This is a genomic window from Glutamicibacter sp. (genome assembly GCF_035257265.1).
Classification (GTDB): domain Bacteria; phylum Actinomycetota; class Actinomycetes; order Actinomycetales; family Micrococcaceae; genus Glutamicibacter.
On the sequence record NZ_DATEXC010000011.1, the window covers coordinates 1 to 20,311 of the forward strand.

Sequence of the window (20,311 nt, forward strand, 5' to 3'; positions counted from 1 at the left end):
GGTTCCCGCCAGTGATGGCGGGAACCAAGCCCCTAGTTTTTGCGTCGGTGTTGCTTACTTTTGCTCGGTAGTCTTTTCATCCGCCGAGACGGTGGCCAGGATACCGGTATCCAGAGCATCTGGAATGTCGGTGCCGCGTAAGGAAGCACCAGCGGTCTCCGGCATGAAACGGATCGCGATGAAGCCGATCACACAGGCGATCATCATGTAGAGGGCCGGGAAGAGTACGAACCCGGAGGCATCAATTGCCGCCTCGTTCACAATGGCTGCGGTACCGCCGAAGATCGCCGTGGACACGTTATAAGTGATGGCGAACCCGGCGAAGCGTACATGGGAGGGGAACATCGCTGGGAAGGTAGCGGTAATTGTGGCCAGCTGCGGAATATACAGCAAGCCGAGGACCGCAAAGCCGACAATTGCCCACAAGAAGCTTTGGCCCATCAGCCAGAACATTGGCAGCGCGAAGACAAAGAGCCCAATTACCGAGGTGTACCACATCGGTTTTCGGCCAACTTTATCTGAGAGTGAACCGGCAAACGGGATCACCGCCATCATCGCTACCTCACCGATGAGGATAGTGGCCAGCGACGCACTTGGGGCCAGCCCGATCTGCGTTTCCAGATAGGTGGGCATATAGCTGAGCAACGTGTAGTTCACGACGTTCAACGCGATCACCAGGCCGCTCATCACCAGCATGGGGCGCCAGTAATCCATGATCAGCTGCTTGAGCGTTCCACCTTCCTGAGTTTCGCCGGCTTCTTCCATTTCTTGGAAGACCGGGGTGTCCTCAAGTTTGCTACGCAGGTAGAGGCCGATAAGGCCCATAGGCAGTGCGAGGAAGAACGGAATACGCCAACCGAAGTCCATCATCGCTTGTTCGCCAAGAATTACCTGCAAGAACAGCATGACCGCGGTACCCAGAGCGAAGCCGCCCAGGGTGCCAAATTCAAGGAAGGAGCCAAAGAAGCCACGTTTTTTATCCGGGGCATACTCGGCCATAAAGGTGGCTGCGCCACCGTACTCGCCACCGGTGGAGAAACCCTGCACCATGCGAAGCAAGATCAGGAGCACCGGGGCGACCACGCCAATAGATGCATAGGTTGGCAGCACGCCGATGAGGAATGTTGCCAGCGACATCATGATGATGGTTAGCGCCAGGATCTTTTTACGTCCGAGCTTGTCGCCCAGTGGGCCCCAGACGAGCCCGCCCAGCGGGCGGACGAGGAAGGAAAGCGCAAACGTGGCCAGAGCCATGAGCGTTCCACCCTCGGTGGGGAAGAAATGTGCGGTGATATAGGTAACCGCCACGGCGTAAACGCCATAGTCGAACCACTCGGTCATATTACCCATGGCCGAGGCTGCGGTAGCTTTGCGCACTTCTCTTCGTCCATCGGCGGTGTTCATATCGGGGCCGATGTCGTGGCTGAGATCAGGAGAGAAATGATCGGTAGGTTGATTACTGTTTTGGTTGCTGTTTCCCGGTGGCATAAGTGCTCCGTAACTCTTCAGCTTTCCGTCGACCGGATGCCCAAAGCCTTCCGAACTACATAGCCTTGGTGACGGTCCACGATCTGGAATTTCACCCAGAGTCGGTCAGTTACCAAAGATTACGTCAGTGTCATTCGAGAATCAATCTCCTGACTTGGATATCTACTCACAGTGGATATTTAGCGGAAGCAGAAAAAGCTTAAAATCGAGCAATCTCGACCATTGCTGGCGTAGCTTTCTTGACGCTGGGCGAACATTTCTGTGATTCTATTAGTGAACGAATGGTCGGTAAGTTAGCGTGGTGGGTGTCACTGCGCCGGTACGGATAGCTTTCCGGGTACGTTTGGCGCGAAAGAGATGCCAGAACTGAACCCGGAGTACGAAGGAGTAATCATGGCTGAAGCATTCTTGGTGGGCGGAAAACGCACCCCGGTTGGTCGTTACGGTGGAGCGCTCAGCGCGGTTCGGCCCGATGACCTGGCCGCCATCACCATCCGCCAGCTCATCGAAGATGCCGGTATTGATCCGGCCATGGTTGACGAAGTAATCTTTGGCAACGCCAACGGTGCAGGCGAAGAGAACCGCAATGTGGCCCGCATGGCCTGGCTGCTTGCCGGATTCCCCGACAGTGTTCCAGGCATTACCGTGAACCGGCTCTGCGCCTCCGGCATGAGCGCTATCACGATGGCCAGCCACATGGTCAAATCAGGTGCCGCTGACATCGTTGTGGCCGGCGGCGTGGAATCCATGTCCCGCGCCCCCTGGGTTATGGAGAAGCCCGCCAAAGCGTTCGCTAAGCCAGGAGCGGTATTCGACACGTCCATCGGCTGGCGCTTCACCAATCCAAGCTTCCTGTCCGGTGAATTATCCCGCGACGGCAAAGCCACCTTCTCGATGCCGGAAACGGCCGAAGAGGTTGCCCGCGTTTACAACATTTCCCGTGAGGCAGCAGACGAATTCGCAGTGGCGTCCCACGCAAAGGCCATCGACGCCATTGAAGCCGGACGCTTTAAGGATGAAATCGTTCCGGTGACCGTCAAGACCCGCAAGGGCGAGACTGTGGTGGACACCGACGAAGGGCCACGCCCCGGCACCAGTATGGATGTACTTTCCGCGCTGCGCCCGGTCGTCAAGGGCGGCACCGTGGTCACCGCTGGGAATGCCTCAACACTCAACGACGGTGCCTCGGCAATCCTCGTCGTCTCCGAACGGGCTATCGAGCGCTTTGGACTGAAGCCCCGTGCCCGCATCATCGACGGACAGGCAGCTGGCCTGGCCCAGGAAATCATGGGTATGGGTCCGGTTCCTTCCACCAACAAGGTGCTTGACCGTGCCGGACTGTCCATCGGAGACATCGGCGCCATGGAAATCAACGAGGCGTTCTCCTCGCAGTCCTTGGCAAGCATGAGCGAACTTGGGGTAAATCCTGAGATCGTGAACCGTGATGGTGGAGCTATTGCGCTGGGTCACCCGCTGGGCTCCAGCGGCTCGCGTATTGTGATCACCCTGCTTGGCCGCATGGAACGCGAACTGAGCGGTGCCGAACGCAAGCTCGGTGTCGCCACGATGTGCGTTGGTGTCGGCCAGGGAACTGCCCTGCTGATCGAGGGTGTCTAATCCATGACCATGAATACAAGTGACTTCAGTACCCTGAAGATTGCCGAAAGCACTGACCGGTTTTGGGTGCGACTGCACCGACCAGAGGTGCGCAACGCGATCGACCAGCAGATGGTCGACGAGCTGCACGCGGTATGCAGCTATCTGGAGCGCGTTCCGAAGATCCTCATCTTGGCTGGAACCCCTGGACAAGCACCCACCGAGGACAAGCCGAAAGGTTCCAAGGGAATCTTTGCCTCAGGTGCAGATATCGCGCAATTGCGTGAACGTCGACGCGATGACGCACTGGCCGGGATCAACTCCTCAATCTTTGACCGAATCGCAAAGCTTCCTATGCCGGTGATTGCGGCCCTCGATGGATACGCACTGGGTGGGGGAGCTGAGCTGGCTTACGCCGCAGACTTCCGTTTGGGTACCGAGGCGCTGCGCATGGGCAACCCGGAAACTAACCTGGGTATTATGGCCGCCGCCGGAGCAACCTGGCGGTTGAAAGAATTAGTTGGTGAGCCAGTGGCCAAAGAAATCCTGCTTGCAGGCAAGGTACTTACCGGCAGCGAATGCTTAGCAGTAGGACTAATTACCGAGCTGCACGACGCAGCTGAGCTGGACGGCGCGGTGGACGCACTAGCCGACCGGATTGGTGCACAAGATCCCCTGGCGGTACGGATTACCAAGGCGGTCTTCCACACCCCACGTGAAGTTCACCCGGTCATTGACACACTCGCGCAGGGCATGCTCTTTGAGTCCCAGGCAAAATTTGACCGGATGCAGTCGTTCCTTGACCGAAAGAAGAAGTAAGCACATGAGCAATGATGTGATCCCAAATAATTTGCCAGAGCACGTTGGAGTGCTCGGCGGCGGGCGCATGGGTGCGGGTATTGCCCACGCGTTCTTGATCAGCGGAGCCAAGGTGACGGTGGTTGAACGTGATCAGCCCTCGGCGCAGGCCGCTTATGAGCGCGTCGCGCAGTCGGTGGATAAATCATTGGCTCGCGGCGGGGTATCAGAGACCCGCGAAGTATTGCTGGCACGGTTCGCAACCAGCACCGAGTACGCCGATTTTGCGGCGGCCGGATTAGTAGTTGAAGCGGTTCCCGAAATTTGGGATCTGAAGATTTCTTCCTTGCAAGCGGTAGAAGCCGTGCTTAGCCCACAGGCCATTCTTGCATCGAATACGTCGTCGTTGTCTGTATCGGGACTCGCCGAAAAACTGCAGCGCCCCGCAAACTTCATTGGTCTGCACTTCTTCAACCCGGTACCGGCCTCGACGCTTATCGAGGTTGTTATCGGCAAGCAAACCGATGCGGCCCTGCAAACCGCTGCCCGCGGTTGGGTTCAGTGCCTGGGCAAGACCGCAGTGGTGGTCAATGACGCACCAGGGTTCGCGTCCTCGCGATTAGGTGTGGCTATCGCCTTGGAGGCAATGCGCATGGTTGAAGAGGGTGTGGCTAGTGCCGAGGATATCGATAACGCAATGGTGCTTGGCTATAAGCACCCGACTGGCCCATTAAAAACCACCGACATCGTCGGCCTGGATGTGCGCCTGGGTATCGCCGAATATCTGCATGAGACGTTGGGGGATCGTTTCGCGCCACCACAGATCCTGCGTGATCTGGTGGCCGAAGGAAAACTGGGACGGAAGTCCGGCCACGGGTTTTATGATTGGCCGCAGCAGTAACGCTGAGCTTTGATAAGGGCCTGGCGAGGCGGTGCATACCTCCTCGCCAGGCTCATCATTATTAAACTCAAGATTAATCCAAATAATTACGCGTGCCCGAGCCGATGTCCTGGCTTGGCGCGCAATACGTATGATGGCGTGGTGAAGAAAATTCTGCCGCTGCTGCTAGTTCTTGGTTTGTATTTGTCCGGCTGTGCTGGACCATCTCTGGCTGACTTTCGTCAACAGGATCCGGACGGAAATACCGCGTGCATCCACTTTGGTGGAGCCATAGCTACTACCGGAGAACAAGGCCGCACAAATCTTAAGAAAGCCGCCGAACATGGTGCGGCGGCAACCACCGAGCAGATCCGTCAGGCCGTTTCAGTTGATGAATCAGGCTCACCGCAGATTATTGATCAAGCGGCCTTCAAAAAAGCCTGCGAAAAACAGGGTTTTGAGTTCAAATAGCCTGGAGACTTCAGGCTGCCTTTCACGACTTCAGCGTATGAGTTCTTTGCATCGGACCGGTAGAGCCACGTCGAAGTGGCTTGCTGCTTCGAGCTTTCGCTCGGCCGAAGCGAGATAACTTTTCAAGGTGCTCTCGGCCAACCCCATGTGTGCACCGATAAGCGCATTTCTTCTGCCAAAGGCTAGGTGCGTGACCACATTTAGCTCTAAGTGCGATAAATCAGTGCTCTGTGATGTCGGGTTGTTCGGCAACGGGACGCAAGAGCGCACAGGCCACTTCGATTCGTGTCGCCAGCTCTGGGTCACTGACCAGCGCGGAGATCTCACACAGCTCGGCATATAACCCCGCCAGAGCATACTGTGTGAGACCGGGGCCCTCAGTCTGCCTACCGCGTTCGCTGCGAGACCTAGCGCGCTGTGGTCCATCCCGGTGCGATTGCGTACTCCGGTATAGATCAGCGCACGTACGCCATCATCAGCAATCGCTTGCACCGCCAGCGATGCCAGGATGCCTTCGCCACCGACTTTGCGGTCATCGCTATGGATGTTTTCTGCGGACTTGTGAAGGGTGCCGGAGCTTCCATGGGCGCCATGCATGGCTCCAAGACCGACATGAACAGCGAACTTACCGTTTCCCGAAGCAATCCCTGCCTCAAGCCCAGCAAAGGACACTTTGGCAGATACGGCAGCGCTGGGACTTGGCTCCTTGGCCTTGAGGACCTTCGTGTTGAATCGTGCCACCGTGCGGATTCTTCGTGAAGCCGGTTCTGCAGTTCTCATCGTGGCGTTGTGCTGGCCGTATCGCCCAGATTCCGGCCGGCGTTATTGAATCCATCAAGGGCAATGTCCTTGGTGCGACGGCTTTTACCTCCAATGAAGGCTTCTGGTGGTTGGAAACCACTCCCGCGGTCGCCGAAGCTGCAGGCTCTGCAGGTTTCGAAGCGTTCTAATTGGCATGGGCAATCTTCAGCGTGCACATGAGCATTGCCTCCCTGTCGATTGGAGTCTGCGGTGGGTTTCATGCAATTCACGCACTCGGCGGCAGACTGGGTCTGCTGACCGCATTCCAGACTTGGTGCGGTTCAGCCGCCGTGGTCATCAATGCCCCCTGGAAGCGTTCGGTGCTTCCTGCCTGGGCTTAGTCCGAGCGCACGGCGCCTTGAGTGCCGCAAAGATCCGCCCCTAGGCTCGGGATGAGCTAAGGGGCGGATCCTGTGTTAAACAGCAAGCCTAGGCGAACATGCTCGCCAGTAACGAGGTGAACAGCGAATCGGCGTCTCGCGGCAGACCCTTGGCGGTAAACCATTCGCACATGTTCACGCAGTCGCGATGGAGATAATCCAAGCCCTGCGCATTGCCTGCCAAGTCCACGCACTGCGGCACGTCGATGACCACCAGGCGCTCGCCGGCGACAAGTAAGTTATAGGCCGAGAGATCTCCATGGGCCAGCCCCAATGCCACAAACTTCTCCATGGCCTCTGCCAGCTGATCCCATAGGATGGCCAACCGCGGGTCGTGGCGAGCCAGTTGTTGCAGCCGTGGAGCGGCTGCCGAGGGGTTCAGCGGATCTTCAATGAATTCCATGAGGATTTCGGTCCCGTCGATTTGTACCGGATAGGGGACCGGGATGCCTGCCTGATGGCACCGACGTAAATACGACCATTCGGCGTTAGCCCATTGCAGGGCCGCAACCTCACGCCCATAGGCAGAGCTGTTGCTGACGGCACGGTTATCGCGCGAGCGCCGTGCAGCACGCCCTTCGGTATAAGACTGCGAGCGACTGAATTGAAGTTGCTCGCGACGTCGATAGCGTTTAGCGGCAAGAAGTACCCTGCGCTGGGTGGTGGCTCGCTCAACAAGGAAGACATCGCCTTCCTTGCCGGTTTTGAGTACACCTAGCTCGGTATCAATGGCCGCCGCATCCTCAATGATCCAGGATGGGTAAGGTTGCGGGCCACGCGAAAGTTTTTCGATAAAGGGCCAGCTGGAATAGCGTTGCTCGGAGCCTAAATCATCGATGGTGGATTCGTTCCAAACGCGGGGTGTGCGTCGTGTACGAACGTAGGATTGTGAGTCGTCTAGATTGGCGAACTCTGCGGAGTATGAAGACACGTTAAGTCCTTGAAAAGTAGGGGTGTTTGCTTGATTGGGAACAAAACACTCATTGTTTCCCCTCCTTCTCGTAGACTAATTGGCATTTGCCAATGGCTTAGACTCTACAGTACCGATTCTCTGTGGTGCAATGGGTTCTATGAGATCTGTTCCTGAATATCGTCCACTGCCAAACGATATGTTTTGGGAGGGTGCAGTTAATGCGCGCTGGATTACCGGGGCGTTCTACCGCATGGGACGTCATGAATGGCTCACGGACCTGGGCTGGCAGCAAATGAGCGCGGATGGAATAGCTCGCGTCATCGACCTGCGTAACCCCGGGGAAATCAACCGCCGGGTACATGATCCGGTAGTGGACCACGAAGGCATCGAAGGGGTGCAGATTTTAGAGCTGCCCCTGGAAACCTCGGACAATGAGCGCTTTGCTTCGGTTGCGGTGCCGTATATGAACCACACCAGCATGTACCGGCTGGTGTGTGAAGAATTTGGGGATCAGCTGCGCGCGGTCTTCGAAGCGCTGAGCAAAACGGAACACAGTACGGTCATTCATTGCTCCGCCGGACGAGACCGTTCGGGACTTATCGCCACGCTGCTCCTGGACCTAGCGGGCCGCAGCGAAGACATCGTGGCACATGATGAGCTGGCGGTACGCGGCATCAATGAATGGCACCGAGTATCCCCAAGAAAACACCCCTACGAGTCGTACCAAAACGAACCTGAACTGCGTCGCAACATCGCCGAGCGTGCCCAGGGACTGCAAGAGTTCCTGCAGTGGTTGGGCAGCGCGAGGGATTTCCTATCCTCCTGCGGCATGCAAAGCGCAGACCTAGATCAATTGCAAAATTTAGCCCGGCAGCCAAAGCCGTGACAGTTACTCACGGGCGTTGTATGCTCGCGGCATGAGTACTCATCTACTGCACCATGCGTTCAACTACATCGAGCTGACCGTCACCGACATGGAAGTGGCCAAGGCTTTTTATACGCGAGCATTCGGTTGGTCCTTCAAAGAGTACGGCCCCAATTACGCAGGCATTCTCTCTTCCACCATCGACGGCGAGGAAGTTGGCGGACTAGCGCTCGCCGAACAGCCACGGTCCGCCGGGGGACCGCTGGTCCTGCTGTACTCCAAGGATTTGGATGTCACCAAGCAGGCGATCTCTGTAGCCGGCGGCCGCATTTTGCAAGCGCCCTATGAATTCCCCGGCGGACGCCGATTGCATTTTGCTGACCCTAGTGGCAACGAACTCGGAGTCTGGTCTAAGAGCTGAATCTGGCTTAGTACTTTGGCTTGTCGATCACTAGGTTGGTGATCCGCATGGTGCAGATTCTACGTTCTTGCTCATCGGTGATCACCACGTCGTGACTTGTCATGCGCCGACCCAACTTGATCGGCGTGGCGGTAATGAGAATATAGCCTTCGGTGGCCGAGCGGTGATGGGTGGCATTAACGTCCACGCCGACCACGACCTTGCCGAAGGTTGAGGCATACTTCACCGCGGCCCATGAACCTACCGCTTCGCCTACGGCCAGCGACGCTCCGCCATGCAACAGCCCGAAGGACTGTGTGTTTCCCTCTACCGGCATGCGCGCCACAACTTTCTGCACAGATTCTTCGAGGATTTCAACTCCCATCTTCTGATCCAATGAGCCAAGCTCGATGATCCAAGGCTCCAGTGCTTGGCTGCTTGATGACTCTTTTGTCATTGTTTCGTCTCCTGAGTGTCTTCGATCACGCGGTGCTGTTACTGTTAATGGTAATACTGACCGATCGTTCAGGAAGGAATTGTGTCGATGTCGACATCCCAGATTGGTGTGGTCCCAAGTTTCATTGCCGGGCAATGGCAGACCCCCGAAGCAGCCGGAGGCACCGAGGTTCTCGATGCCAATACCGGTGAGCTCATCACCACCGTCACCGGTGGAAAACTAGATATCGCGGCAGCCGTGGCCTACGGCCGTGGCGTAGGACAGCGCGAACTGTCCAGCCTTTCGCTGCACGAGCGTGCCTTGAAGCTCAAAGAGCTGGCCATGTACCTCAACGAGCGTCGTAAAGACCTCTACGAGGTCTCCTATAAGACCGGCGCCACGAAAATTGACTCCATGGTCGATATCGATGGCGGCATCGGTGTGCTCTTCACCTTCTCCTCAAAGGGACGTCGAGAACTTCCCAACAGCAACGTCATCATTGACGGTACCGCTGAGCCACTGAGCAAGGATGGTTCCTTCCTCGGCTCACATATTTACACCGCCATTTCAGGCGTGGTCGTGCAGGTTAACGCGTTCAACTTCCCGGTCTGGGGAATGCTTGAAAAATTTGCTCCGGCCTTCATCGCTGGTGTTCCAACCATCGTGAAGCCAGCAACACCCACCGGGTACCTGACCGAAGTTGCCGTGCGCATGATCATCGAGTCCGGAATCCTGCCTGAAGGCTCCCTGCAGCTGATCTCCGGCTCTGCCCGAGACCTGATGGATCACCTGGACTACCGCGACATGTTCTCTTTCACCGGTTCGGCGGCTACCGCCAGCCGACTGAAGTCACACCCGAATGTGATCGACGGCGGGGTACGTTTCAGCGCCGAAACTGACTCGCTGAACGCCGCAATCCTGGGGCCGGACGCGGCAGAAGGCACAGCCGAGTTTGACGCCTTCATCAAGGTTGTAGTCACCGAAATGACGTCAAAGGCCGGACAGAAATGTACCGCAATTCGTCGCAACATTGTCCCTGCCGCACAGGTAGATGCGGTGATCGCAGCCGTGGGCAAACGTATCGAAGAGCGAGTAGTGCTCGGAGATCCGCGCGTTGAGGGCGTCACCATGGGCGCACTTGCCTCGGTGGAGCAGATGCATGACGTTCGTGCTGCGGTACAGGACATGATTGATGCCGGTGGCGAGCTGGCCTTCGGTAATTTGGACGCACCAGTAGTCCGCGTAGCACCGGAGCGTGACGCACTGGCCGAAGGCGGCGCCTTCATGTCGCCGTTGGTTTTGCGCTGGGCCGATTCGCGCAATCCAATTTTGCACTCGCGCGAAGCCTTTGGGCCGGTCTGCTCGGTCGTGGGCTACGACTCGGTGGAAGAAGCCATTGAATTGGCAGCTATGGGAGCTGGCTCGCTGGTTGCTACGGTCTGCACTAACGATCCAGAAGCCATGCGCACCCTGACCCTAGGTATTGCCGCCCATCACGGGCGTGTGCACATTCTGAACCGCGAAACCGCACGCAGCACCACCGGTCACGGCTCACCGGTTCCACACCTGGTTCACGGTGGTCCGGGCCGTGCAGGTGGCGGCGAGGAACTGGGCGGCATCCGCTCGGTGAAGCACCACATGCAGCGTACCGCCGTGCAGGGCTCGCCAAATATGCTCACCGCACTGACCGGCGTCTGGCACACCGGTGCAGCTCAGCAGCTTGCGGGTAGCGAAAAATTTGGCGCTCAGCCAGGCAACGTTCACCCGTTCCGTAAGTCATTGGCCGAACTGAAAATCGGTGACGGTCTAGCTTCGGATCTACGTCAGGTAAATCAGGAGGAGATCACCGCATTCGCCAACGAAACCGGTGACACCTTCTACGCACACGTAAATCCGAAGGCTGCTGAAGCTAACCCATTCTTCCCAGGAACCGTAGCCCACGGCTACCTGCTAGTTTCTTGGGCAGCAGGGCTGTTTGTGGAACCGGCTCCAGGACCCGTACTGGCTAACTACGGGTTGGAAAACCTGCGCTTCATCACTCCGGTGGCCGCCGGCGACTCGGTGCGAGTGACCTTGACCGCGAAGAAGATCACCCCGCGCGTCACCGACGAGTACGGTGAGGTCGCTTGGGACGCCATCTTGCACAATCAAAATGATGAGATCGTCGCAACTTATGACGTGCTGACATTGGTGGAGAAGGAAGATACCACCTACGCCAACTGGCAGGATTAGAACTAGCCCGGTTGACAGCAAAATGGCGGTGGCTACGGAAATATTTTCCGTAGCCACCGCCATTTGGCATATCCGAGGATAAGGGCCTACTCAGTGACAGCCTGGTGATCCGCTAGCTGCGCGGTGGCCTCACGGCGTGGCAGTACGCGCCACATGAACCACGCGTAGAGCGAGGCGATGACCATGAATACCCACACGAACAACAACGCGAAGGCCGGGTTGTTAGTGAACAGGGTTGCCACGTAAACGGCCGAGGCTAGTGCCATCAGCAACCAGCCGGAGCGGATGCCTTGAGCAACCAAGAAGAAGGCCATCAAGACGGCAGCCTCGGTGATGTAGGAAACCCAGATGGTTCCGGTACCGGCGGTGAACGCAAAACCAGTGGTAAGCATTTCACCCAGGTGGAGTGCGGTCAGCACGGCTATGCCGAGCACAGTGGTGATGATTGCTGCGAGACTCAGCGGGGAACGGGTGACCTGCCGTGTGAACTTACCCTGGAAGCTGTAACGGGAGAACCGCCAGAGACCAAAGACGCCGACAAGCAGCGCAGGAATCGCGTAAATCAAGAACAGCATGTCGTACTGCATGGCAATGACTAACGGCCCGGCGAAGACCGCGAGGATCTGTGCCCACCAACCTAGGTCATTACGATGCGCCAACAGAATGCATGCGACCACAGAGAGAAGTGCGCTTAGTGCATAGAGTGAAACCTGCGTGCCTGATTCAGTACCTGGCAGCTGGGAGAAAAGAGTGTAAAAAAGTTCTTCCACGACGCTTCTTTAATTTGACTGGGAAATGATCGGGTAGGTGCAAAACGCACCCTACTGATGCTATCGCCGAAACCTGTGAAGACGAATAGCTCGGTACTGCGAAGCGATATAGAACATAGTTCGGCCCCGGCTCCTGTAACGTAAAAACGCATCAGGAACCGGGGCCGGAGCTATGAAATTACTTCTGTGTGGGATGCAATCCGTCAAAGACCAAGGTGATTGCCTGGTTTTCCAGATCTTCAGCTCCAATTGGACCATCTTCGCGGAACCAATCCACAACGGAGTTAATCAGGCCGAACAGCAAACGGGCGGTAGCCCGAGGATCAAGATCCTCGCGAAGCCTGCCGGTGCTCTGCGCTTCGGTGACCAGCTGTGCCAGCTGGCGGTCCATAGCGCGGCGGCGATCCAACGCGTTTCGTTCAAGCTCTGTATTACCGCGCAAGCGCAACAGCAAAGTGACGTAGCTACGCTTGGAAATCAAGATGCGGAAGGTGGCCCGCAAGAAGAAATCTAAGCGCTCATCGGCACTTCCCTGATGTACCTGAACCTCATCGATGACAGCTTCCAAAGGAATCAATGCCTCGTCGAGGGCGAGCCGCAACAGATCTTCTTTAGAAGAAACATGGTGGTAAATGGCGGACTTACTGATACCCAGTCGGTCTGCCAATTTACCCATCGACGTCGCTTCATACCCGTGTTCGTTGAAAGCTTCGACAGCAATACGAAGTACGGAATCCTGATCGTAGCCGGGGCGACCGCGCTTCACAGGCATGCGCGATTTTTCGATAAGTTTCATGATCCCTTAATTATCCCACGCTAGGTGGACTTTACTTGTCTCGCATATCAAAGATGCGCTTGAGCTTGCCCATAGAACGCTCCAGCGTCTCCGGGTCAAGAACTTCAATGGCGCACGAAGATCCAACATGGATCTTGATGAGCTTGGCCAACTCGCCGCCGGACTTGGTAGCTTCCTCGGTGCTTACCCCGGCACGGCGCTCAACCTTGACCGCGAGCTGATCCATGCGGCCAGGGCGGGTGAGTACCAGCTGGAAGTGTGGCGAGAGTGCCGGCAACTTCAAGATGAGCTCTTCGATCTGGCTTGGGAAGAGGTTCACCCCGCGCAAAATGATCATGTCATCACTGCGTCCGGTAATACGACCCATACGACGGTGTCCTGGGCGAACCGAACCGGGTAGCAACCGGGTCAGATCATGGGTGCGGTAACGGATGATAGGCAATGCCTGCTTGGTCAGCGAGGTGAAAACAAGTTCACCGTGTTCGCCGTCGCCGAGAACCTTAGTTGAGTCATAGGCATCCACGATCTCTGGGCGGAAGTGATCCTCCCAGATATGGCTTCCGTCCTTGAGCTCGCCAGATTCTCCGGCCACACCTGGGCCCATCACCTCGGAAAGCCCGTAGATATCACAGGCATCAATGTCGAACATTTCTTCCAGCTCGTGACGCATTTCTTCGGTCCACGGCTCTGCACCGCATACTGCAACCTTCAAGGAGGTTTTGCGTGGGTCAAGTCCCGCACGCTGCATCGCATCGCCGATGGTCAACAGGTAGGTCGGCGTGCACAAGATGGCATCCGGCTCGAAGTCCTGAATCATGGTGATCTGTTTATCGGTCTGTCCGCCAGACATCGGAATGACCGTGGTGCCCAGACGCTCGGCTGCTGCGTGCGCACCCATTCCACCGGTGAACAGGCCGTAACCGTACGCGTTGTGAACCTTCCAACCGGGCTTTACACCCGATAGGCGCAGGCAACGTGCACCCATTTTGGCCCAGTCATCGAGGTCCTGCTGCGTGTAACCAACCACCGTGGCTCGGCCGGTGGTTCCTGAAGAGGCGTGGATGCGCGCCACCTGGTGCTGTGGAACTGCGAACATGCCGAAAGGGTAGCTCTTGCGCAGATCTTCTTTTTCGGTGAAAGGGAAGATCTTCAGATCTGCCAGTTCTTTCAAGTCGCTAGGGTGCACACCGGCGGTGTCGTACTTGTCCTTGTAGTAAGGAACGTTGGTGTATGCGTAGTCCAGAGTCTCTTTGAGACGGGTGAGCTGAATCGACTCGATCTGGTCCCGGCTCATGGTCTCTTCAGGATCCAGTGGATTAGGCAGGTTATCGCGGTCAGTTGTCTGTGACATGCTCATTCTTTCGTGTGGTGTCGACTGCTTAGCGGTTTTTTGGCTGCGGGACGGTGCGTGAACGGCCGCGGAATTCGGCTACGGTCTCGATACCGCCATCGCTCGTGGGCTGGGTGACGGTGATGTCATAGATCCCGCTGCGTCCTTGCTGGGAGACCCGGCGTCCCGTAGCAGTCAGCAACCGGCCAGGAATCCCAGGTTTGAGGAAGTTGATATCTACTCCGGAGGCCACGGTGATGGTGTCCTTGGAACCTTCGGCAGGATTGCAGCTCAGTGCGAAGGCGGTGTCTGCAAGGCTGAAGATCATGCCACCGTGGGCGATACCAAAACCGTTAAGCATTTCTTGGCGGAGTGTCATCGTAATGACCGCGTAACCGTCACTGACCTCGACAACTTCGATGCCCATCCACTGGGTTGCATAGTCGTTGTGCAAGATTGCGTGGGGCAATGCTTTGTCTATTTGGGTTTCGCTCATAGGGACCTCCGCCGAATTAGTTACCGAACGATCATTAGGTAATACTAGATTGTGACCCATATCAAGCCCTGCTGTCTAATGGCAGGCGTCACAAAGACGTGAATTTCTTGAGTCCCGGAATCAAAACCCAGCGGTGAGCAGGCTACTCGGCGGGCGGAAATAAGCCGAAGAATCCTTACGATTGCGGCGACTGTGCCTGCAACTCGCGACGTGTCGTTAAAAACCGCGGCGGCCCGCCGAACCCCCGTTAGTGTTCCTAACTAGGTCCTGCAAGCCGCCGCTCGTAGGGTTCGCTCAGCGAGCTACTTGGCTGAGCCGGTGTTCTTGCCCAGGGCGTCCAAGGCGAAGGCATAGTCCCACGCGCGGTTCTTCCAGGCTTCGTAGCGGCCCGACGCGCCGCCGTGCCCGCCTTCCATTTCGGTCTTCAGCAAGATCGGTTCGCTTCCGGTGCCAACCTCGCGCAGCTTAGCCACCCATTTAGCAGGCTCAACATAGAGCACCCGGGTGTCATTCAACGAGGTAACCGCGGCAATCCGTGGGTAATTCACGGCGGTGACATTTTCATAAGGGGAGTAGGACTTCATGTAGTCGTACACTTCCTTATCCTCGATGGGGTTGCCCCACTCTTCCCACTCCAAAGCAGATAGCGGAAGTTCTGGATCAAGAATCGAAGTCAGCGGGTCCACAAAGGGAACCTGAGCAATGATCGCGGTGTATAGCTGCGGGGCCAAGTTAGCGATGGCACCCATCAGCAATCCGCCGGCAGAACCGCCTAACGCCACAATCCGTGCCGGGTCGGCCCAACCGGTGCCGATCAGGTAGTTAGTTGCATCGACAAAGTCGGTGAAGGTGTTCTTCTTGGTCAGTTTTTTACCCTGCAGGTACCAGTCGCGTCCCAGCTCGCCGCCGCCGCGCACATGGGCGATGACAAAGATGACGCCGCGGTCCAGCACACTGAGTCGTGGAATTCCGAAGCCTGGATCCATCGAGGCCTCGTAAGAGCCGTAGCCGTAGAGCAAGACCGGGTTGGGAACCGAGGTGTCCAAATCTGCTCGACGCATCACCGTCAGCGGAATCTTGGTGCCGTCGGCCGCGGTGGCCCATTCGCGAGTCGAGAGGTATTGCGCCGAATCATAATCATTGACCGGGGTTTGCTTGCGCAGTACCAATTCCAGGTCATTGAGCCACAGGTCATAGACCCGGGCAGGAGTGAAGTCCGAGGTATAGCCAATTCGGATCAGCGGGGCTTCCAAGTTAGCGAAGGTCGCCGCGGCGGTAAAGAGTTCTTCGTCAAAGGCTGGTTCGATAATCGCTTGCTGCGATTCGGTGCCCAAAGATTCCAACGCAATCAGCTGCACTCGTTCGCAGGTATCGCGGCGCACCGAAAGGACCAGGTGAGTTGCCGTCAGTGCCGTTCCCTCGACCTTCACCGTTGATTCGTGAGCCAGCACCGTGGTCCAGGTAGCCGGATCGGTGCCGGCGCCTAGCTCGCTGAGCTCTACCAGGGACACCATATTGTTGGGGGCCTGGTAATCGTGGGTGATTACCGCACGAGCATCGGCGCCCGGTAGCAGGTCCACCCCATGAAGCAGCCGCAGCGAACGCGGTACGAGTAGTCGAACCTGCGCCTGCGGGTCATTCAAATCCAGGACGCTGGTTTCGGCGTATTCGGAGTTGCCGCTGGATATCAATAGCTGCTGGTGATCTGTACTCAGATCAAAGCCGAGCCACATGCCCGGGTCATCTTCTTGGAAGATAACAGTGTCGGTGGCCGGGTCGGTCCCCAAAATATGTGCACGCACCTGATGCGGGCGCCAGGTGTCATCAACCACGAGGTAGTACACGGTGGATGAGTCCGGGGAGAAGGTCAGCCCGTAGAACACCCCTTCAATTACGTCGGGAAGCAGCTGGCCGGTTTCCAAATCCTTGATGTACAGGGTGAAACGTTCATCTCCCTGAGTGTCGATGCAATAGGCCAGCAGATTGCTTGGCTCATTGATGGCCATCCCGCCAAGCGAAAAGAACGACTGGCCTTCTGCCAGCTCATTGCCGTCGAGTAGTACTTGCTCGCCCTCAAGTGGCTGTACCGGGTCGATTTCCGGTGGCGTCCAATCTGCACGCGCATCAGCGGAATCCCCGGCCTTGACACGGCACTGAATGGTGTAGGGCTTGCCCTCAACCGAGCGGGTGTAATACCACCAGCCGCGTCGACGCGTGGGAACCGACAAGTCGGTTTCCACGGTGCGTGCCTTAATTTCTTCGAAGATATCGGCGCGCAGCTGCTCTTGATCTGAGGTGACCGAGTCAGTATACGAATTCTCGGCTTTCAGGTGGTCAAGTACCTGATTGCTGGTCTTTTCACGCAACCATTCGTAGTTGTCGGTGAATGAGTCGCCGTGGAATTCGCGGGTCGTTGGAATCTTTGCAGCCAGCGGTGCGCCGGCGGTCATCGAATCAGAAGTCATGGATCTATTCAATCTCACGGTGAGCAGTTCTGGGGTTGGCTATGCTCAGCGCGGACAGGATAAGCCCGAAAAAATTTACCAATTTAGGCGCGGACATGGACGGAGAGGGTATCCGCTAGGCACTATTGGCCATAGGCTAGCAAGCATAAGAATCGAACTGCATCCGGGGCACAAGGCCCTACTCGCAATAGAAAGTGATTCAGCAGTGAAAAACACACGCAAAACTTTGAGGTCGAGGCGTATAACTCGGTGGATCGCTGCGGTGTCCATCGGTTTCATGGCGCTGGTAGCCGGAGCACCCGGAGCATTAGCTCAGGGAAATGAAAGTGTCGACGGACAAACCTACGTTGTCGGCACCGATACTACCTTCGCGCCTTTTGAATTCCGCAAGGATGGCAAGCTGACAGGTATCGACATGGACCTGCTCAACACCATCGCTAAGGACCAGGGCTTTAATGTCGAGATCCGTTCCCTAGGCTTCAGTGCCGCTTTGCAGGCACTGTCGTCGAACCAGGTTGATGGCGTGATCGCCGGTATGTCAATTACCGACGAACGCAAGGAGATCTATGATTTCTCCGAACCCTACTTTGAATCTGGCATCCAAATGGCCGTTGACCGTGATGATGAAGCGGTCAAGGGCTATGAGGACCTGAAGGGGAAGACCGTCGTCGCGAAGACCGGTTCCGAGGGTGAAACCTACGCGAAATCCATTGCCAAGGAATACGGGTTTAACGTCAAATCCTTGGACCAGTCGGCCACCATGTATGAATCGGTGAAGGCCGGCAGTGCCGTAGCGGTCTTTGATGACTACCCGGTGCTGGCTTATGGCATTGCGCAGAACAATGGCTTGAAGACCGTTACCGACAAGGTGCCTGGCGGCTCTTATGGCTTCGCGGTGAATAAGGGCGAAAACACCGCCCTGCTCGCAGCATTCAACGATGGTCTGGCCGAGCTGAAAGCCAACGGCGAATACGACAAGATTCTGAACACCTACCTGGCTGATCCAAGCGAAGCGGTGCCAAGTAACTTCTTCGACCTGGTCGCCAAGTCCTTCCCGGCTTTGATGACTGGTTTGGGTAACACCTTGCTGGTGACCGCGATTTCCTTCGCGGTGGCCATGATGCTGGGTCTGGCATTCGGGTTCATGAAGATTTCGGGCAACATTGTGGTGCGCGGAATTTCGACTTCGTTCGTCAATATTTTCCGTGGTACCCCGCTGCTGCTCTGGGCGTTCATGTTCTACTTCGGTCTGCCACAGCTGACCGGCTGGGATGTCAGCATCTGGGTTGCCGGCGTGCTGACCTTGTCGCTGAACTCGGCGGCATATATTGCCGAAATTGTTCGCGGCGGTATCCAGTCCGTTGATCCGGGACAGCTTGAGGCTTCACGTTCACTGGGCCTTGGCTACGGTAAGTCAATGCAGAAGGTCGTTGTTCCGCAGGCTTTTAAGATGATGACACCGTCATTGATCAACCAGCTGATCATCATGCTCAAAGACTCCTCGTTGCTGCTTGCCATTGGCTTCGGCGAGCTGCTCTACCAGGGTCAGCAGATTTACGCGGCGAACTTCCGAGTCACCGAGACTCTGATTATCGTCGGCTTCATTTACTTCGTCGCCATCATGGCCCTGACCAAATTGGCAAACTTTGCCGATCGGAGGTTTAACAAATGAGCACCGTAAGCGAAAAAACCACGACCTCCAAGATTCAGGTCAAGGACCTGCGTAAGTCCTTTGGGGCTAACGAGGTTCTGCAGGGGATCAATCTTGACGTGGCAGAGGGCGAAGTAGTTTGTGTCATCGGGCCTTCGGGTTCCGGTAAGTCCACGCTCTTGCGCTGCCTGAACAAGCTCGAAGAGATCACCGCCGGCAAGGTGGTTGTTGACGGTTTTGATGTCACCGATCCAAAGGTTGATATCAACGAGGTCCGCCGCCACGTAGGCATGGTCTTCCAGCATTTCAACCTTTTCCCGCATATGTCGGTCGCGGAAAACATCATGCTGGCTCCGGTGGAGCTTAAGAAGATGAATCGCACCGAGGCACGAGCCAAGGCCGAAGAGCTATTGACCCGTGTGGGATTGGCCGACAAGGCTAATGCCCGTCCGGCGTCCTTGTCAGGCGGACAGAAGCAGCGCGTGGCTATCGCCCGCGCGTTGGCGATGTCTCCTGGGATCATGCTCTTTGACGAGGCAACCAGTGCGTTGGACCCGGAAATGGTCGGCGAGGTTCTGCAGGTCATCAAGGAACTTGCCGACTCTGGCATGACGATGGTCTTGGTCACTCACGAGATGGGCTTCGCCCGCGAGGTGGGGGACCGGGTGGTCTTCATGGACGGCGGCGTCGTGTGTGAAGAAGGCAAGCCAGAAGAACTGTTTGGCAACCCTCAGCAAGAACGTACCCGAGATTTCCTTTCCAAGGTTCTCTAGGACTTTCCCGCCTTGCGCGTAGCGTCGGCCCGCCCCAACTCAGCTGCTTAGAAGTTGAGTTGGGGCGGGCTCTTTTAATCCGTGAACAGGTGCGCGGCAGGGTCAGGCACATCTGACGGTGCCAGTTCGAATCGTTGAGCCATGCAACATTAGTTGAAGATTCAAGTAATTTGTTCTAGGGTGTAACTCGGAGCTCGCGCCGAATTGCCGGCGGCGAAGCTAATTATTCGGATCTACTGACCAGGAGTCACCTAAATGAACACCTTTATCGAGAACCCTCGCCTGCAGACCGCTGCGCGCACTCTATTGCGCTTGGCCTTCGGCTTCCTTTTCCTGGCCCACGGTTGGCAGAAATTCTTCCAGTTCACCATCGAGGGCACCACTGCCGCCTTCGGTCAGATGGGCGTGCCGGCGGCCGGTCTGATTGCTCCGGTGGCTGCAACCCTTGAGATTGTCGGTGGTATCGCTATTATTCTGGGGCTGTTGACCCGGGTCTTCGCTGGCCTGCTGGGCGTCCAAATGATCGTTGCGCTGTTCATGGTGCACGCGCCGGGTGGAGTCTTTATCGAGAATGGCGGCATTGAGCTTGTGCTGGCCTTGGCTGCCGGCGCGTTGGCGCTGTTCCTCGTGGGACCGGGGCGAATCTCCTTGGATGCACTGTTCTTCAAGAACAAGCAGGCAGACAAGGTCCTCGCTAACGCGTAACTACTCGCGTAATGGCGCGCGCTGCGAGCCACACTGGTGTTAATGAGCATTCCCCTGGTGTCACC

General features: G+C 56.8%; 21 protein-coding genes. 12 read left to right on the forward strand and 9 right to left on the reverse strand.

Features of this window, described 5'->3' with window-relative positions:
* Positions 1–54: 54 nt before the first annotated feature.
* On the reverse strand, positions 55–1,488 hold the full coding sequence (locus VJ369_RS00665; RefSeq protein WP_324090235.1) for an MFS transporter: 1,434 nt from the start codon (positions 1,486–1,488) through the stop codon (positions 55–57).
* Positions 1,489–1,881: 393 nt separating this feature from the next.
* Here VJ369_RS00665 and VJ369_RS00670 point away from each other — a divergent pair, with 393 nt between their 5' ends.
* The 4 genes from VJ369_RS00670 to VJ369_RS00685 all read left to right on the forward strand — a co-directional run bounded on the left by VJ369_RS00670 (position 1,882) and on the right by VJ369_RS00685 (position 5,233).
* Positions 1,882–3,105 (forward strand): thiolase family protein, encoded by a 1,224-nt coding sequence (locus tag VJ369_RS00670; protein ID WP_324090236.1) that lies wholly within the window; start codon positions 1,882–1,884, stop codon positions 3,103–3,105.
* A gap of 3 nt (positions 3,106–3,108) precedes the next feature.
* Complete coding sequence (locus VJ369_RS00675) at positions 3,109–3,903, forward strand: enoyl-CoA hydratase/isomerase family protein (protein ID WP_324090237.1); 795 nt, start codon at positions 3,109–3,111, stop codon at positions 3,901–3,903.
* A 4-nt stretch (positions 3,904–3,907) separates the two neighbouring features.
* A complete protein-coding gene (locus VJ369_RS00680) occupies positions 3,908–4,783 on the forward strand; it encodes a 3-hydroxyacyl-CoA dehydrogenase family protein (protein WP_324090238.1) in 876 nt (291 codons plus the stop codon).
* A 141-nt stretch (positions 4,784–4,924) separates the two neighbouring features.
* Positions 4,925–5,233, forward strand: a complete 309-nt coding sequence (locus VJ369_RS00685; protein ID WP_324090239.1) for a hypothetical protein — start codon at positions 4,925–4,927, stop codon at positions 5,231–5,233.
* Between the two features lie 30 nt (positions 5,234–5,263).
* On the opposite strand, the gene VJ369_RS00690 is transcribed toward VJ369_RS00685, so the two are convergent.
* Complete coding sequence (locus VJ369_RS00690; RefSeq protein ID WP_324090240.1) at positions 5,264–5,974, reverse strand: LuxR C-terminal-related transcriptional regulator; 711 nt, start codon at positions 5,972–5,974, stop codon at positions 5,264–5,266.
* Between the two features lie 14 nt (positions 5,975–5,988).
* Here VJ369_RS00690 and VJ369_RS00695 point away from each other — a divergent pair, with 14 nt between their 5' ends.
* Complete coding sequence (locus VJ369_RS00695) at positions 5,989–6,183, forward strand: hypothetical protein (protein ID WP_324090241.1); 195 nt, start codon at positions 5,989–5,991, stop codon at positions 6,181–6,183.
* 27 nt (positions 6,184–6,210) lie between these two features.
* Positions 6,211–6,375: a hypothetical protein gene (locus VJ369_RS00700; protein WP_324090242.1), complete on the forward strand. Its 165-nt coding sequence runs from the start codon at positions 6,211–6,213 to the stop codon at positions 6,373–6,375.
* A gap of 88 nt (positions 6,376–6,463) precedes the next feature.
* On the opposite strand, the gene VJ369_RS00705 is transcribed toward VJ369_RS00700, so the two are convergent.
* Positions 6,464–7,345, reverse strand: a complete 882-nt coding sequence (locus VJ369_RS00705) for a serine protein kinase RIO (RefSeq protein WP_324090243.1) — start codon at positions 7,343–7,345, stop codon at positions 6,464–6,466.
* 139 nt (positions 7,346–7,484) lie between these two features.
* On the opposite strand from VJ369_RS00705, the gene VJ369_RS00710 reads away from it, so the two are divergent.
* Positions 7,485–8,213 carry a tyrosine-protein phosphatase gene (locus tag VJ369_RS00710; RefSeq protein WP_324090244.1) on the forward strand — a complete coding sequence of 243 codons (729 nt, stop codon included), beginning with the start codon at positions 7,485–7,487 and terminating at the stop codon, positions 8,211–8,213.
* 31 nt (positions 8,214–8,244) lie between these two features.
* Complete coding sequence (locus VJ369_RS00715) at positions 8,245–8,613, forward strand: VOC family protein (RefSeq protein ID WP_324090245.1); 369 nt, start codon at positions 8,245–8,247, stop codon at positions 8,611–8,613.
* Positions 8,614–8,620: 7 nt separating this feature from the next.
* On the opposite strand, the gene VJ369_RS00720 is transcribed toward VJ369_RS00715, so the two are convergent.
* A complete protein-coding gene (locus tag VJ369_RS00720; protein WP_324090246.1) occupies positions 8,621–9,049 on the reverse strand; it encodes a hotdog fold thioesterase in 429 nt (142 codons plus the stop codon).
* Between the two features lie 87 nt (positions 9,050–9,136).
* Here VJ369_RS00720 and paaZ point away from each other — a divergent pair, with 87 nt between their 5' ends.
* Positions 9,137–11,260, forward strand: coding sequence for a phenylacetic acid degradation bifunctional protein PaaZ (paaZ, locus tag VJ369_RS00725; RefSeq protein ID WP_324090247.1), 2,124 nt, complete (start codon positions 9,137–9,139; stop codon positions 11,258–11,260).
* An 86-nt stretch (positions 11,261–11,346) separates the two neighbouring features.
* Here the strand turns inward: paaZ and VJ369_RS00730 are convergent, their stop codons facing one another.
* The 5 genes from VJ369_RS00730 to VJ369_RS00750 all read right to left on the reverse strand — a co-directional run bounded on the left by VJ369_RS00730 (position 11,347) and on the right by VJ369_RS00750 (position 17,117).
* Positions 11,347–12,030, reverse strand: a complete 684-nt coding sequence (locus VJ369_RS00730; RefSeq protein ID WP_324090248.1) for a nicotinamide mononucleotide transporter — start codon at positions 12,028–12,030, stop codon at positions 11,347–11,349.
* A 178-nt stretch (positions 12,031–12,208) separates the two neighbouring features.
* The gene (locus VJ369_RS00735; protein WP_324090249.1) at positions 12,209–12,826 is read right to left on the reverse strand and encodes a TetR/AcrR family transcriptional regulator; all 618 of its coding nucleotides are present in this window, start codon (positions 12,824–12,826) and stop codon (positions 12,209–12,211) included.
* A 31-nt stretch (positions 12,827–12,857) separates the two neighbouring features.
* On the reverse strand, positions 12,858–14,177 hold the full coding sequence (locus VJ369_RS00740) for a phenylacetate--CoA ligase family protein (RefSeq protein ID WP_324090250.1): 1,320 nt from the start codon (positions 14,175–14,177) through the stop codon (positions 12,858–12,860).
* A gap of 28 nt (positions 14,178–14,205) precedes the next feature.
* Positions 14,206–14,652 (reverse strand): hydroxyphenylacetyl-CoA thioesterase PaaI, encoded by a 447-nt coding sequence (gene paaI, locus VJ369_RS00745; protein ID WP_324090251.1) that lies wholly within the window; start codon positions 14,650–14,652, stop codon positions 14,206–14,208.
* A gap of 302 nt (positions 14,653–14,954) precedes the next feature.
* Complete coding sequence (locus VJ369_RS00750; protein ID WP_324090252.1) at positions 14,955–17,117, reverse strand: S9 family peptidase; 2,163 nt, start codon at positions 17,115–17,117, stop codon at positions 14,955–14,957.
* A gap of 277 nt (positions 17,118–17,394) precedes the next feature.
* Between VJ369_RS00750 and VJ369_RS00755 the strand changes: the two genes are divergently transcribed.
* The 3 genes from VJ369_RS00755 (at position 17,395) to VJ369_RS00765 (ending at position 20,246) form a co-directional block, all read left to right on the forward strand.
* On the forward strand, positions 17,395–18,789 hold the full coding sequence (locus VJ369_RS00755) for an amino acid ABC transporter substrate-binding protein/permease (protein WP_324090266.1): 1,395 nt from the start codon (positions 17,395–17,397) through the stop codon (positions 18,787–18,789).
* Positions 18,786–19,541, forward strand: a complete 756-nt coding sequence (locus tag VJ369_RS00760) for an amino acid ABC transporter ATP-binding protein (protein ID WP_324090253.1) — start codon at positions 18,786–18,788, stop codon at positions 19,539–19,541. Before VJ369_RS00755 ends, VJ369_RS00760 begins: the two co-directional genes overlap by 4 nt.
* A 255-nt stretch (positions 19,542–19,796) precedes the next feature.
* Positions 19,797–20,246, forward strand: a complete 450-nt coding sequence (locus tag VJ369_RS00765) for a DoxX family protein (protein ID WP_324090254.1) — start codon at positions 19,797–19,799, stop codon at positions 20,244–20,246.
* Positions 20,247–20,311: the final 65 nt, after the last annotated feature.

What these genes read in the sequence shown, in the direction of transcription:
- VJ369_RS00765 (WP_324090254.1), top strand. Translation starts at nt 19,797, where the DNA reads ATGAACACCTTTATCGAGAACCCTCGCCTGCAGACCGCTGCGCGCACT.
- VJ369_RS00735 (WP_324090249.1), bottom strand. Translation starts at nt 12,826, where the DNA reads ATGAAACTTATCGAAAAATCGCGCATGCCTGTGAAGCGCGGTCGCCCC.
- VJ369_RS00760 (WP_324090253.1), top strand. Translation starts at nt 18,786, where the DNA reads ATGAGCACCGTAAGCGAAAAAACCACGACCTCCAAGATTCAGGTCAAG.
- VJ369_RS00740 (WP_324090250.1), bottom strand. Translation starts at nt 14,177, where the DNA reads ATGTCACAGACAACTGACCGCGATAACCTGCCTAATCCACTGGATCCT.
- paaI (WP_324090251.1), bottom strand. Translation starts at nt 14,652, where the DNA reads ATGAGCGAAACCCAAATAGACAAAGCATTGCCCCACGCAATCTTGCAC.
- VJ369_RS00710 (WP_324090244.1), top strand. Translation starts at nt 7,485, where the DNA reads ATGAGATCTGTTCCTGAATATCGTCCACTGCCAAACGATATGTTTTGG.
- VJ369_RS00715 (WP_324090245.1), top strand. Translation starts at nt 8,245, where the DNA reads ATGAGTACTCATCTACTGCACCATGCGTTCAACTACATCGAGCTGACC.
- VJ369_RS00670 (WP_324090236.1), top strand. Translation starts at nt 1,882, where the DNA reads ATGGCTGAAGCATTCTTGGTGGGCGGAAAACGCACCCCGGTTGGTCGT.
- VJ369_RS00675 (WP_324090237.1), top strand. Translation starts at nt 3,109, where the DNA reads ATGACCATGAATACAAGTGACTTCAGTACCCTGAAGATTGCCGAAAGC.
- VJ369_RS00750 (WP_324090252.1), bottom strand. Translation starts at nt 17,117, where the DNA reads ATGACTTCTGATTCGATGACCGCCGGCGCACCGCTGGCTGCAAAGATT.
- VJ369_RS00755 (WP_324090266.1), top strand. Translation starts at nt 17,395, where the DNA reads ATGGCGCTGGTAGCCGGAGCACCCGGAGCATTAGCTCAGGGAAATGAA.
- VJ369_RS00720 (WP_324090246.1), bottom strand. Translation starts at nt 9,049, where the DNA reads ATGACAAAAGAGTCATCAAGCAGCCAAGCACTGGAGCCTTGGATCATC.
- VJ369_RS00680 (WP_324090238.1), top strand. Translation starts at nt 3,908, where the DNA reads ATGAGCAATGATGTGATCCCAAATAATTTGCCAGAGCACGTTGGAGTG.
- VJ369_RS00700 (WP_324090242.1), top strand. Translation starts at nt 6,211, where the DNA reads ATGAGCATTGCCTCCCTGTCGATTGGAGTCTGCGGTGGGTTTCATGCA.
- paaZ (WP_324090247.1), top strand. Translation starts at nt 9,137, where the DNA reads ATGTCGACATCCCAGATTGGTGTGGTCCCAAGTTTCATTGCCGGGCAA.
- VJ369_RS00665 (WP_324090235.1), bottom strand. Translation starts at nt 1,488, where the DNA reads ATGCCACCGGGAAACAGCAACCAAAACAGTAATCAACCTACCGATCAT.